The organism is Pseudomonas sp. P8_229 (genome assembly GCF_034008635.1).
GTDB lineage: Bacteria > Pseudomonadota > Gammaproteobacteria > Pseudomonadales > Pseudomonadaceae > Aquipseudomonas.
In genome coordinates, this window is sequence record NZ_CP125378.1 from 750,959 (window position 1) to 763,354 (window position 12,396).

Below are 12,396 nucleotides of genomic sequence, written 5' to 3' on the forward strand. Positions count from 1 at the left end.
GGCCGGTGAAGAAGATTTTTCCGGTGGCTGGCGGAGGTTTTTCAACTCGGGTAGGATCGGCGCACTCGTAAAATATATTAAACAGAGGCTGCAGGATGGCGAACACCCCTTACCCAGAGTCTTATTACGCTGCGTCGGCCAATGCCGTACCGCCACGTCCGGCCTTGCAGGACGATGTGGAGACGGATGTCTGTGTGATCGGCGCCGGGTACACCGGGCTGTCCTCGGCGTTGTTTCTGCTGGAGAACGGTTTTCGCGTGACGGTGCTGGAAGCGGCCAAGGTTGGTTTCGGGGCCTCGGGGCGTAATGGCGGGCAGATCGTCAACAGCTATAGCCGCGACATCGACGTCATCGAACGCAGCGTCGGGCCCAAGCAGGCGCAATTGCTCGGGCAGATGGCGTTCGAGGGCGGCCGGATCATTCGCGAGCGCGTCGCCAAGTACAACATCCAGTGCGACCTGAAGGACGGCGGCGTGTTCGCCGCCCTCTCCGCCAAGCAGATGGGTCACCTGGAATCACAGAAGCGCCTGTGGGAACGCTTCGGCCATACGCAACTGGAGCTGCTCGACGAGCGCCGCATTCGCGAAGTGGTGGCCTGCGATCAGTACGTCGGCGGCATGCTCGACATGAGCGGTGGCCACATCCATCCGCTGAACCTGGCGCTGGGTGAGGCCGCCGCCGTGGAATCCCTCGGCGGTACAATCTACGAGCAATCGCCCGCCGTGCGCATCGAGCGCGGCACCAACCCGGTGGTGCACACGCCGCAAGGCAAGGTCAGGGCCAAGTTCATCATCGTCGCCGGCAACGCCTACCTCGGCAATCTGGTACCGGAACTGGCGGCCAAGTCCATGCCATGCGGCACGCAGGTGATCACCACCGAACCGCTGGGCGAAGAGCTGGCGAAATCCCTGCTGCCACTGGATTACTGCGTTGAGGACTGCAACTACCTGCTCGACTATTACCGTCTGACCGGCGACAAGCGCCTGATCTTCGGCGGCGGCGTGGTTTACGGCGCGCGGGATCCAGCGAACATCGAAGCGATTATCCGTCCGAAAATGCTCAAGGCCTTCCCGCAGCTGAAAGACGTGAAGATTGACTACGCCTGGACTGGCAACTTCCTGCTGACCCTGTCGCGCCTGCCGCAGGTCGGGCGTCTGGGCGACAACATCTATTATTCACAAGGCTGCAGCGGCCACGGCGTGACCTACACGCACCTGGCCGGCAAGGTGCTGGCTGAAGCATTGCGCGGTCAGGCTGAGCGTTTCGATGCGTTTGCTGATTTACCGCACTACCCATTCCCGGGCGGGCAGATGCTACGTACGCCGTTTGCCGCGTTGGGCGCGTGGTACTACGGGTTGCGCGACAAATTCGGATTCTGACTGCAGAAACACATGTGGCGAGGGGATTTATCCCCGATGGGCTGCGTAGCAACTCCCTCTAAATAAGGGGGCGCTACGCGACCTATCGGGGATAAATCCCCTCGCCACAAAAAGTACGCTACCAGCTTGTTTCAGAGCTGGTCCCGAGCGATCCCGCTACGGATCCGCAAGATGTCAGCGAGCACCGCCAAGGCGATTTCCGCAGGCGTCTTACTGCCCAGGTTCAAGCCGATCGGCGCATGAATCCGCGCCAGTTCAACCTCCCCCAGCCCGCCAATTCTGCGCAAGCGCTCGAAGCGTTTCTGCGAAGTCTGCTGCGAGCCCATGACGCCGATGTAAAACGCCTCGGTGCGCACCGCCTCCATCATCGCCAGGTCGTCGATACGCGGATCGTGGGTCAACGCCACCACCGCGGTATCACGGTGACAGCCGCCGTCGGCGATGAACACTGACGGCAACTGTCGACGAATCTCCACGCCATTCAGCACCACGCCTTCGAGCACGTCATCACGCGGATCGCAGAGAATCACTTCGAAGCCGAGACCGACCGCGAACTCGGCGCACGCCTGCGCCACGCTGGAATATCCCGCCAGCAACAGACGCTGAGCGGCTCCAATGCGAATCCGCACCCGGTCGATCTCGCGCTCGATGCGCGCACCCTGCTCGCGATCAGCGAACAGACTGCGCGCACCACTGGCCAGATCGACTTCGCGAATCAAGCGGCGCTGACCGAGCAGCGCCGATTCGAGCTCACGCAGATGCGCCTGCACCTCGCAGCCGGCGTCAAATTTCTCTACCAGTACGTCGAGAATGCCGCCACAGGGCAGGCTGACCCGCGAGCGCGGATCATCACCTTCGCCGTAACGCACCACGTTGACCGCATCGAGAAACGCACCTTCCGCCACGCGCTCGAGAAAGTCTTCCTCGACGCAGCCACCGGACAGCGACCCGATCCACTGCCCGCCATCGTTCACTGCCAGCAGTGAACCCGGTGCGCGCGGCGCCGAGCCGTAGGTGGTCAACACGGTGCAGAGCCAGAGGCGCTGCCCCGCCACCGACCACTCCAGCGCCCGCCGTACCACTTGCAGATCGAGATGCTGCATGTCAGTGCGCCTTGTGCTCGACGGCCGGGACTTCCGCTTGCAGCTTCTGCACGTCGCTGACCGCCAACGCTGCCGATTGACCACCCCAGCCTTGACGCAGATAGTTCATCAAATCAGTAAGCTGCTCAGCGCTGAGCTTGTCGGCAAAACCCGGCATCGGCTGCATGTGCTCGAACCCGGCGAATTTCTGCTCGCCGATGCCGTCCTCGATCACCCGCACCAGGTTGCGCGGATCTTCCAGGCGCAGCGTGGTATTGCCACGCATGGCCACGGCGATGTGCGGTTTGCCTTCACCACCGGCGGCATGGCAACCGGCGCAGACGTTCAAATATTCCTGACGGCCGCGCTGGGCGCTCGGGCTGAGCTTGTCCACCGGCACTTCAACGAGTTCTTTGGCTGCTGGCGGCTTGTCGCCGAGCAGGAACGTCGCCATCGCTGCCAGATCCTGATCGTTCAGGCCCTGGGTGCTGTTGTGGAACACCGGGAACATCTCGTTGAACATCGTCCCCTGCGCACTCATGCCGTGCTTGAGGAACGTACTCAGATCCTGCTGGTTCCAGCCGCGCGCCGCCAGATCGGTGGCGAGCAGACTCGGCGCCAGATAACCGTTGAGGATGCCGCCGGTCAGGCGCTTGTCCAGTTGCATCGCGCCCGGCAGGCCGCGTGGCGTGTGGCATTCGCCGCAGTGACCGAGCACTTCGACCATGTACTGGCCGCGCTTCCAGGATTCACTTTTACCTTCGGCCGGCTGCAGTTTCAGGGCTTTGCCGTACAGCATGTTCCAGCCCATCAGGCCCAGACGCACGTTGAACGGAAAGCTCAGGCTGGTGACCGGCGCCGCACGCTCGATCGGCTCGATGGTTTTCAGGTAGGCGTGGATCGCGTCCGAATCTTCACGCGGCACCAGGTGATACGAGGTGTACGGCATCGCCGGGTACAGATTAGCGCCGTCGCGACGCTTGCCTTCGGTCAACGCAGCGAAGAATTCGTCATCGCTGTACAGGCCGATGCCGTACTCTTTGCTCGGGGTGATGTTGGTGCCGTAGATCGTGCCGAACGGCGACACGATCGGCAGCCCGCCGGCAAACGGCGCGCCGCCCGGTGCGGTGTGGCACGCCATGCAGTCGGCCGCGCGGGCGAGGTATTCGCCGCGCTTGACCTGATCATCGGCGTGGGCAAACAACACCGGCGCAGCCAGCCCGACCGCCAGAGTCAGGCGGGTCAGTAGATGCTTCATGCTCAACCCTCCTTGACCAGGCCGAGATCGGTCAGCACGTTGCGGGTGGCGTTGTAGTAACGCACGTACCCGGTGCAACGGCAGACGTGATGGCCGAGGCTGTCCTCGATGACCTGTTCCAGCTTGCTCTTGGCGATCGGCTGGCGCTGCAGCTTCTCCACCAGCACCGTCGCGGCGTTGACGAAACCCGGCGCGCAGTAGCTGCACTGGAAGGCGAATTCGTCGACGAAGCGTTGCTGGATCGGGTTCAGTTCAGTGACCTGACCCTGCTCGTCACGCTTGGCGTGAGCTTCGATGGTGCGCACTTTCTTGCCTTCGAAGTAATGCGCGCCGGTGATGCAGGTGCGCACTTCTTCGCTGGTGCCGTCCGGGTTGTCGACGATCACCACGCAGGCGTGGCAGATGCCCTGGCCGCAGCCCAGGCGCGAACCGGTGAGGTTCTTGTATTCGTGCAGGTAGTCGATCATCGGCAGGTCATCAGGGATGTCCACCGGGCCGACGGATTGACCATTGAGGGTCAGTTGAAGCGGACGGTTAGCCATTGAGGGCCTCCTTGATGCGCGCAGCAGTGATTGGCAGATCGCGAACACGTTTACCGATGGCGTGCGCCACAGCGTTACCGATGGCACCGACCACCGGGATCATCACCACTTCGGCGATGCCTTTGGACGGATCGCTTGGCGACAGCGGCGGCAGAATCTCTGCCGTTTGCTTCCACACCGCCACGTGGCGAGCCATCGGCAGGCGATAACGGTTGAAGTTCCAGTCACCCTCCCCCGGTCCGCCTTCGTACAGCGGCATCTCTTCCATCAGCGCGTGACCGATGCCCATGGCGATCCCACCTTCGAGCTGGCCCTTGACCAGTTCTTCGACCAGCACCCGGCCGCACTCGACCCACGAGTGGTGGTTGAGTACTTCGACTTCCGCCGAGCCTTTGTTGACCTTCAGTTCTACCAGCGTGGCCACCGGGCTGTAGTAAGTCACCGCAGCATTGTTCAGTTGGACAACCGGGTAGTTGATGTTCTGGCGATCCAGCAGGTGGAAACCCGCCGTGCTCATCAGCGCTTTCTTCGCCTTCGGCGCACCATCGCCGTACTTCACCGCCAGACCGTCGAGCGGCAGACGCTCGCGCACGCCGTCGATGCTGTATTCGGCCTCGGCCCAGCTCCAGCGGTTGAACGCGTGCACGGTGGCGCCGGTCACCAGACCACGCTCGTGAGCGCGCCTGGCCAGCTCTTCGAAGGTCAGCGGCTGCATGCCGTTGGCAGTGAGCTTGCCGTCGACCCAATGCGCATCTTCACGACGCACGACGTAAGGGTTGGCTTGCCCGCCGTAAGGCCCCTGACGCCAGATCTCCATGGCCGCCGGCCACAAACCGTTGTTGAACAGCACGCGCGCCGCTTCACGGGTGGCGTGGCTGAAGTAATAAGCCGAGTTGGTCGCGGACGACGCCGAGGCCAGCTTGCCGACCCAGCGCGGGTTGCGCAGCAGGTTGTCCTGCTCGGCCTGACTCATGATGTAAGGGTTGCCGCTGGTGATCAGCTGCATTTCCTTCCATTCGGTTTCACCAGTCTTCACGTCATGCGCCGGGCTGCCGAGGAAATCGGCCACCACCAATGCTTGCGAAGTGGACATGCCGGTGCCGATTTCGATACCGATGTGGCGCAGGGTAATGCGACCTTCAGCGGTGAATTCGATACTGGCCATCGGCGCTTCCGAACCGGTGCCGAAGTCTTTCTGGCAAATGGCAAAACCGATGCCGTACCAGTTGTCCGGGTCGGCGGCTTCGCGCTGCTGCTTGATCGCGTCGCGGTTTTTCCAGACTTCGTGCACCGAAGCCTTGTCGAGAATCTCGTGCAGGCGCAAGGCACCGGCCGGGATCGCACCCTGAGTGTTTTTCATGCCCGAACGCAGAGCGTTCTTGCGACGCAGGTCGATCGCGTCGACACCGAGGCGATTGGCGATTTCGTCGACCATCATTTCGGTCGAGGCCATGCTTTGCAGCGTACCGTAGCCGCGCATCGAACCCGCTTCAACACCACGCGAGTGGTAAGCGGTGACCTGCAGATCGTTCTGCGGCATGTAGTAGATCGACTGTGCAGCCGTGGCGCCAACCGCAGCCACCGACGGGCTGTAGTTGATCCGACCGCCGCCATCAACACTCATTTCAGCGCGAAAAATCTTGAAGCTGTAATCGTTCTTGTCCACCGCCAGCTGGTAGCGGATGTCGAACGGGTGACGCTTGATGCCGCTCTGGAACTGCTCGTAGCGATCGTTGGCCAGACGCACCGGCACTCCGGCGCCGTACAACGCCGCGAGGGCTGCGTAGTAGACAAAGATGTTGTGGTCTTTGGAACCGTAACCCACGGTGTAACCCGGGTGCATGTTCAGGTTGGCCAGGCCGAAGCGCGACGGCGCGATCATTTTCGCAGTCTCGGTCGCAGCTTCCAGCGGGCACTGGGTAGCCACCACGAAGTGCAGGGTCTTGGTTTTCGGGTCGTACCAGCCGTTGCCGTTGTCCGGCTCCATCGCGGCCGGCTCGATCGACGGGGTCTTGTAACGTTCGTCGAACACCAGCCAATTGTCCGGCGGCGTGTCGATCTCCTGCTTCATGCGGTCGGCGTAGAACAGACCACGCTCGGTCAGGTTGCCGTGCAGGTTCGGCTGGGAATTCCACACCGGGCGACGGTTTTTCAGCATCGGGAACAGGATCGAGTCCTTGAGGCTGGCGAATTCGTCTTCATCAGCCGAGGTCGGGCCACCCACGCGCACGTAGCGGAAGCTGCCATAGGGGTCGCCTTCGTAGTACGGCACTTGTGCACCGTAACGAATCGCCTTGTCATTGAATTTGAGTTTGTTCTTGGCCTGGCGGAAACGCTCGAAATCGTTCCAGATCAGGATCGCTACCGGGTGACCGATGAACATCGGCACTTTGCCTTCCGGCAGCAATGGGTCCGGGGCATGCTCTTCCGGAAACACGATGCCGTCCTTGTCCAGGTCGGCCGCGGTGACGATACGGTCAGGTTGCAGGTCGGCGCCGAGCCACGACAGGTCGTAGCCGTCGTAGATACGGTCAGCCTTGATGGTTTTGAGCAGCATGGCGTGGCCTTGCTGTTCAGGCCAGCCCGGCATGTCCCTGGAGCGAATGTCGCGGGCGAATACTTTGCTGCCGCAGACCTTGGACAATGCGTCGTTACGTTGGCGCGCCTTGCCGTTGTTGCCGAGCCACTTCTCGGACGGCACAGTGACGCTGTTTTCCATCAAGGCAGCCAGCGCCTGACTGCTGAGCGGCGCGAGCGTGACGCTCACACCCGCCACCAGCCCGCCCTGGAGGAACGAGCGCCGGGATATATCACGGTTGGACATGGATCATCCTCTGGGCGGTTATGTGTCCGCCCTTCTGGTTATCTACTGGGAATCTCGAGTCTTGCAGAAGCCCTTTTTGGCTAAACAAAGGGCGTAATGACAGTGCAAAGCTGACCGAAAGGTTAACTTTAAAGGTTTCCGGGCTCGCAGCAAACAACCAGTTACAAAAATTTGACTAAAGAATCAAAAAATCAATGCGGCGTGGCACCACAGCAGACGGGCAGACACGATGAAGGTTCTCCTTGTAGGAGTGAGCCTGCTCGCGATGGCGCCAGTTCAGCAGATACATCTGGGGACTGACACTCCGTCATCGCGAGCAGGCTCACTCCTACAGGTGATTTGTGTTGGGCTGGAGAAAAGAGAGGAATAACCAAATTTCAGACACAAAAAACCCCGGTCTTTCGACCAGGGTCTTTGCTATCGGATCCGAATCAACCAAGGTTGCTTTCGGTGTTTCAAGGCGTTCAGTGGTCCTTGAAACAGATATGGCGCAGCGGACGGGACTCGAACCCGCGACCCCCGGCGTGACAGGCCGGTATTCTAACCGACTGAACTACCGCTGCGTATCGCTTTGAGCTTGCGCTCAAGTAACTCGTTTTGACTGCAAGCTTCGGTGCTTTGCAATCGCGAACCAGACATTGCCTGACTCGTAAAATATGGCGCAGCGGACGGGACTCGAACCCGCGACCCCCGGCGTGACAGGCCGGTATTCTAACCGACTGAACTACCGCTGCGCGTCGGTGGAGGCACTTTCAGCCTACCTCTTGCTTTCGCAAGTTTCTCGGGGAGTGGTGGGTGATGACGGGATCGAACCGCCGACATTCTGCTTGTAAGGCAGACGCTCTCCCAGCTGAGCTAATCACCCGTTTGCATCTCCGAGGCCGCGAAATTTACGCAGGTAGCGAACCTAAGTCAATAGCAGGATTGAAGTTTTTCTGAAAAAGACGAAATTGTTTCTCTCCTGCAATACCGCCTTCGCGAGCAAGCCCGCTCCCACAGGGGAATGCATTCCAAATGTGGGAGCGGGCTTGCTCGCGAAGGCGGCAGCTCATCAAACGCAAATTCAGCGGAAGAACGCGATCTATTCGCTGTAAATCATCTTCTTGGTCATCCCGCCATCAACGACGAATTCCTGCCCAGTGACAAACCCGGCATTCCTCGACAGCAGCCACGCAACCATGGCCGCCACATCCTCGACCGTCCCTACCCTGCCCGCCGGATGCTGAGCATGATCGGTATCGGCCAGAGGTTCGGCACGACGCGCGGACGGATCGCGAGCATCGATCCAGCCCGGACTCACGGCATTGACGCGAATCTCCGGCCCAAGGCTGATAGCCAGCGCATGCGTCAGCGCCAACAAACCTCCCTTGCTCGCCGCATAGGCTTCTGAGTCCGCCTCCGACTGGCGTGCTCGGGTGGAAGCCAGATTGACGATCGAACCGTTGTGCGCGCGCAGATACGGCGCACAGTGCTTGGCCAGCAACATCGGCCCACTGAGGTTTACCGCCAGCACGCGATTCCAGTACGCCAGATCAAGGCTTTCCAGCGTGATGTTGTGTGGGTCTGCGACTGCCGCATTGCACACCAACGCATCCAGACGACCGAACTGCCCAAGCACCTCGGCGACGCCGAGCGCGACCTGACTTTCATCCGCCACGTCCATGGCGATGAACCAGGCATTCTCGCCCAGCACCTTCGCCACTTTCGAACCGCGCACCCGATCCAGATCGCTCAGCACCACTTGCCACCCTTCGCTGATCAACCAGGTGGCAATGCCCAGACCGATGCCGCGCGCGGCACCGGTGACCAACGCAACGCGGCCATGGGTGCCCGCCTTCGGAGTAGACAACTCGATCACAACGCCGCCAGACCGCGCGACAGGTCGGCCTGCAGGTCCGCCACGTCTTCCAGACCGACCGCAATGCGGATCAGGCTGTCACGTATGCCCGCCGCTTCACGCTCTTGCGGCGCCAGACGACCATGAGAGGTGGTGCTTGGGTGCGTGATGGTGGTTTTGCTGTCACCGAGGTTGGCAGTAATCGAAATCAACCGGGTGGCGTCGATAAAGCGCCAGGCGCCCTCTTTGCCACCCTCGACCTCAAAACTGACCACTGCACCGAAGCCCTTCTGCTGACGCTGGGCCAACTCGTGCTGCGGATGGCTCTTGAGACCGGCGTAATGGACTTTCTCGATACCGTCCTGCTGCTCCAGCCACTCGGCCAGTTGCTGGGCGTTGGCGCAGTGCGCCTTCATCCGCAGATTCAGGGTTTCCAGACCCTTGAGGAAGATCCACGCGTTGAACGGGCTCAGGGTCGGCCCGGCGGTACGCAGGAAGCCGACGACTTCCTTCATCTGCTCGCCGCGACCCGCCACCACACCGCCCATGCAACGGCCCTGGCCGTCGATGAACTTGGTCGCCGAGTGCACGACGATGTCCGCACCGAGCTTCAGCGGCTGCTGCAGCGCTGGCGTACAGAAGCAGTTGTCGACCACCAGCATCGCGCCTTTGGCGTGAGCGATTTCCGCCAGCGCGGCGATATCCACCAGCTCCGCCAGCGGGTTGGACGGCGACTCGACAAAAAGCAGCCTGGTGTTCGGCTTGATCGCCGCATCCCACGCCGACAGTTCGGCCAGAGGCACGTAGTCGACCTCCACACCGAAGCGCTTGAAATATTTTTCGAACAGGCTGATGGTCGAACCGAAGACGCTGCGCGACACCAGCACGTGATCACCGGCGCTGCACAGGCTCATCACCACCGCCATGATCGCGGCCATGCCGGTGGCGGTCGCCACGGCCTGCTCGGCGCTTTCCAGCGCAGCAATACGCTCTTCGAACGCGCGCACGGTCGGGTTGGTGTAACGCGAGTAAACGTTGCCCGGCACCTCCCCGGCAAACCGCGCAGCCGCGTCGGCAGCGGTGCGGAACACGTAGCTGGAAGTGAAGAACATCGGATCACCGTGTTCGCCTTCCGGCGTACGGTGCTGACCGGCACGTACGGCCAGGGTATCGAACGCTACGCCTTCGAGGTCGCTGTCCAGCCGACCGGCATCCCATTCCTGACTCATGCTGTCACTCCTTGCCCTGATCTGAATAAGTAAAGGTCTTTTGCCAGATACAAAACCGGCCCCTCAGGGCCGGTAGAAACTCAGTTGTTGTACAGATCGATGATCGCACTGACCGCCTGGGTCTTGACCTTGGAGGCATCGTTGCGTGCCTGCTCGATCTTGTTCAGGTAGGCCTCGTCGACATCGCCGGTGACGTACTTGCCGTCGAACACCGCGCAATCGAAGTTCTCGATCTTGATCTTGCCGCCACCGACCGCTTCGATCAAGTCAGGCAGGTCCTGATAGATCAGCCAGTCAGCGCCAATCAGATCCGCCACATCCTGGGTCGAACGATTGTGCGCGATCAGTTCGTGAGCGCTCGGCATGTCGATGCCGTAGACGTTCGGGAAGCGCACCGCCGGAGCAGCCGAGCAGAAGTAGACGTTTTTCGCGCCGGCTTCACGGGCCATCTGAATGATCTGCTTGCAGGTGGTGCCGCGTACGATCGAGTCGTCGACCAGCATCACGTTCTTGCCGCGGAACTCCAGCTCGATGGCGTTGAGCTTCTGACGAACCGACTTCTTGCGCGCCGCCTGGCCCGGCATGATGAAGGTACGGCCGATGTAACGGTTCTTGACGAAACCTTCGCGGAATTTCACGCCCAGATGGTTCGCCAGCTCCAGCGCCGCCGTGCGGCTGGTGTCAGGAATCGGGATGACCACGTCGATATCGTGCTCTGGACGCTCGCGCAGGATCTTCTCGGCGAGCTTCTCACCCATGCGCAGACGGGCCTTGTACACCGACACGCCGTCGATGATCGAGTCCGGACGCGCCAGGTAGACGTGTTCGAAGATGCACGGGGTCAGGGACGGGTTGGTCGCGCACTGACGGGTGTGCAGCTTGCCGTCTTCAGTGATGTAGACCGCTTCGCCCGGGGCCAGGTCGCGAATCAGGGTGAAACCGAGCACGTCCAGCGAAACGCTTTCGGACGCGATCATGTACTCGACGCCTTCGTCGGTGTGACGCTGACCGAACACGATCGGACGGATGCCGTGCGGGTCACGGAAACCGACGATGCCGTAACCGGTAACCATCGCCACCACCGCGTAACCGCCGACGCAACGGTTGTGCACGTCAGTCACGGCGGCAAACACGTCTTCTTCGGTCGGTTGCAGCTTGCCGCGCTGGGCCAGCTCGTGTGCGAACACGTTCAACAGCACTTCCGAGTCGGAACTGGTGTTGACGTGACGCAGGTCGGATTCGTAAATCTCTTTGGCCAACTGTTCAACGTTGGTCAGGTTGCCGTTGTGCGCCAGAGTGATGCCGTACGGCGAGTTGACGTAAAACGGCTGAGCCTCGGCCGAAGTCGAGCTGCCCGCAGTCGGGTAACGCACGTGGCCGATACCCATGTGACCGACCAGACGCTGCATGTGACGCTGATGAAACACGTCACGCACCAGGCCATTGTCCTTGCGCAAGAACAACCGGCCATCATGGCTGGTCACGATACCGGCAGCGTCCTGGCCGCGGTGCTGGAGCACGGTTAGCGCGTCATACAGCGCCTGATTGACGTTCGACTTACCGACGATACCGACGATGCCACACATGCGACGCAACCCCTACTTAATGGATCTGAACTGAACAACACTCACTGTGGCGTTTTGGCCGACGGCAAGAGCTGCTCCTTGAACGGAATATCAGCGGGTACGCTGATTCCGCTGGCAAGCCACTGACTGCTCCACCCGAGAATCAGGTTTTTGGACCAGTCGGCAACCAATAGAAACTTTGGCACGAGCTGTGATTCTTTCCACCACCCGTCCTGCTGTACCGGCCCCAGGCTCAACAGCCCGACCGCCACGACCACCAGCAACACGCCACGCGCAGCGCCGAAGGCCATGCCGAGGAATCGGTCGGTCCCGGACAACCCGGTCACGCGCACCAACTCGCCGATAAGATAATTGATCATTGCGCCCACGATCAGTGTGGCGACAAACATGATGGCACAGCCCGCGATCACGCGAGCCGATGGGGTTTCGATGTATCCGACGAAGTACTCGGACAGTGAGCCACCGAACATCCAGGCAACGGCTCCTGCGACGATCCAGGTCACCAGCGATAATGCTTCCTTGACGAAGCCGCGGCTCAAACTGATCAAAGCGGAGATGGCGATGATTGCAACGATCGCCCAGTCAACCAGGGTAAATGGCACAGTGCAGCCTACAGACGGATAAGGCGGCGCATTTTAGCAGAGCGCACCGCTGTCGGT

Annotated in this window: 9 protein-coding genes and 3 tRNA genes; 1 reads left to right on the forward strand and 11 read right to left on the reverse strand. The window is 61.1% G+C overall.

Translation table 11 applies throughout. The features are described from left to right. The first annotated feature begins 95 nt into the window (after positions 1-95). Positions 96-1,379: an FAD-binding oxidoreductase gene (locus tag QMK55_RS03265; protein WP_320328659.1), complete on the forward strand. Its 1,284-nt coding sequence runs from the start codon at positions 96-98 to the stop codon at positions 1,377-1,379. Between the two features lie 131 nt (positions 1,380-1,510). Here the strand turns inward: QMK55_RS03265 and QMK55_RS03270 are convergent, their stop codons facing one another. The 11 genes from QMK55_RS03270 to QMK55_RS03320 all read right to left on the reverse strand — a co-directional run bounded on the left by QMK55_RS03270 (position 1,511) and on the right by QMK55_RS03320 (position 12,339). Then, entirely contained in the window at positions 1,511-2,482 is a 972-nt protein-coding gene (locus QMK55_RS03270; RefSeq protein WP_320328660.1) for an XdhC family protein, read from the reverse strand. Position 2,483: 1 nt separating this feature from the next. Further along, positions 2,484-3,719 carry a cytochrome c gene (locus QMK55_RS03275; RefSeq protein ID WP_102356760.1) on the reverse strand — a complete coding sequence of 412 codons (1,236 nt, stop codon included), beginning with the start codon at positions 3,717-3,719 and terminating at the stop codon, positions 2,484-2,486. Between the two features lie 2 nt (positions 3,720-3,721). Next, entirely contained in the window at positions 3,722-4,261 is a 540-nt protein-coding gene (locus QMK55_RS03280; protein WP_025111196.1) for a (2Fe-2S)-binding protein, read from the reverse strand. Then, on the reverse strand, positions 4,254-7,085 hold the full coding sequence (locus QMK55_RS03285) for a xanthine dehydrogenase family protein molybdopterin-binding subunit (protein WP_320328661.1): 2,832 nt from the start codon (positions 7,083-7,085) through the stop codon (positions 4,254-4,256). Before QMK55_RS03285 ends, QMK55_RS03280 begins: the two co-directional genes overlap by 8 nt. A 486-nt stretch (positions 7,086-7,571) precedes the next feature. Continuing rightward, a tRNA-Asp gene (locus QMK55_RS03290) sits at positions 7,572-7,648 on the reverse strand. A gap of 94 nt (positions 7,649-7,742) precedes the next feature. Next, positions 7,743-7,819 (reverse strand) — tRNA-Asp (locus QMK55_RS03295). A gap of 55 nt (positions 7,820-7,874) precedes the next feature. Next, a tRNA-Val gene (locus tag QMK55_RS03300) sits at positions 7,875-7,950 on the reverse strand. A 216-nt stretch (positions 7,951-8,166) separates the two neighbouring features. Then, positions 8,167-8,943: an SDR family oxidoreductase gene (locus QMK55_RS03305; protein ID WP_102354467.1), complete on the reverse strand. Its 777-nt coding sequence runs from the start codon at positions 8,941-8,943 to the stop codon at positions 8,167-8,169. Then, positions 8,940-10,151 carry an O-succinylhomoserine sulfhydrylase gene (locus tag QMK55_RS03310; RefSeq protein WP_102354466.1) on the reverse strand — a complete coding sequence of 404 codons (1,212 nt, stop codon included), beginning with the start codon at positions 10,149-10,151 and terminating at the stop codon, positions 8,940-8,942. The genes QMK55_RS03305 and QMK55_RS03310 overlap by 4 nt, the downstream gene beginning before the upstream one ends. Before the next feature lie 80 nt (positions 10,152-10,231). After that, positions 10,232-11,737, reverse strand: coding sequence for an amidophosphoribosyltransferase (gene purF, locus QMK55_RS03315; protein WP_102354465.1), 1,506 nt, complete (start codon positions 11,735-11,737; stop codon positions 10,232-10,234). 41 nt (positions 11,738-11,778) lie between these two features. Continuing rightward, entirely contained in the window at positions 11,779-12,339 is a 561-nt protein-coding gene (locus QMK55_RS03320; RefSeq protein WP_320328662.1) for a CvpA family protein, read from the reverse strand. Between the last annotated feature and the right edge of the window lie 57 nt (positions 12,340-12,396).

Bases quoted from the DNA above. Each gene is read 5' to 3' on its own strand.
- QMK55_RS03265 (WP_320328659.1), top strand. From the start codon at position 96: ATGGCGAACACCCCTTACCCAGAGTCTTATTACGCTGCGTCGGCCAAT.
- QMK55_RS03270 (WP_320328660.1), bottom strand. From the start codon at position 2,482: ATGCAGCATCTCGATCTGCAAGTGGTACGGCGGGCGCTGGAGTGGTCG.
- QMK55_RS03275 (WP_102356760.1), bottom strand. From the start codon at position 3,719: ATGAAGCATCTACTGACCCGCCTGACTCTGGCGGTCGGGCTGGCTGCG.
- QMK55_RS03280 (WP_025111196.1), bottom strand. From the start codon at position 4,261: ATGGCTAACCGTCCGCTTCAACTGACCCTCAATGGTCAATCCGTCGGC.
- QMK55_RS03285 (WP_320328661.1), bottom strand. From the start codon at position 7,085: ATGTCCAACCGTGATATATCCCGGCGCTCGTTCCTCCAGGGCGGGCTG.
- QMK55_RS03310 (WP_102354466.1), bottom strand. From the start codon at position 10,151: ATGAGTCAGGAATGGGATGCCGGTCGGCTGGACAGCGACCTCGAAGGC.
- purF (WP_102354465.1), bottom strand. From the start codon at position 11,737: ATGTGTGGCATCGTCGGTATCGTCGGTAAGTCGAACGTCAATCAGGCG.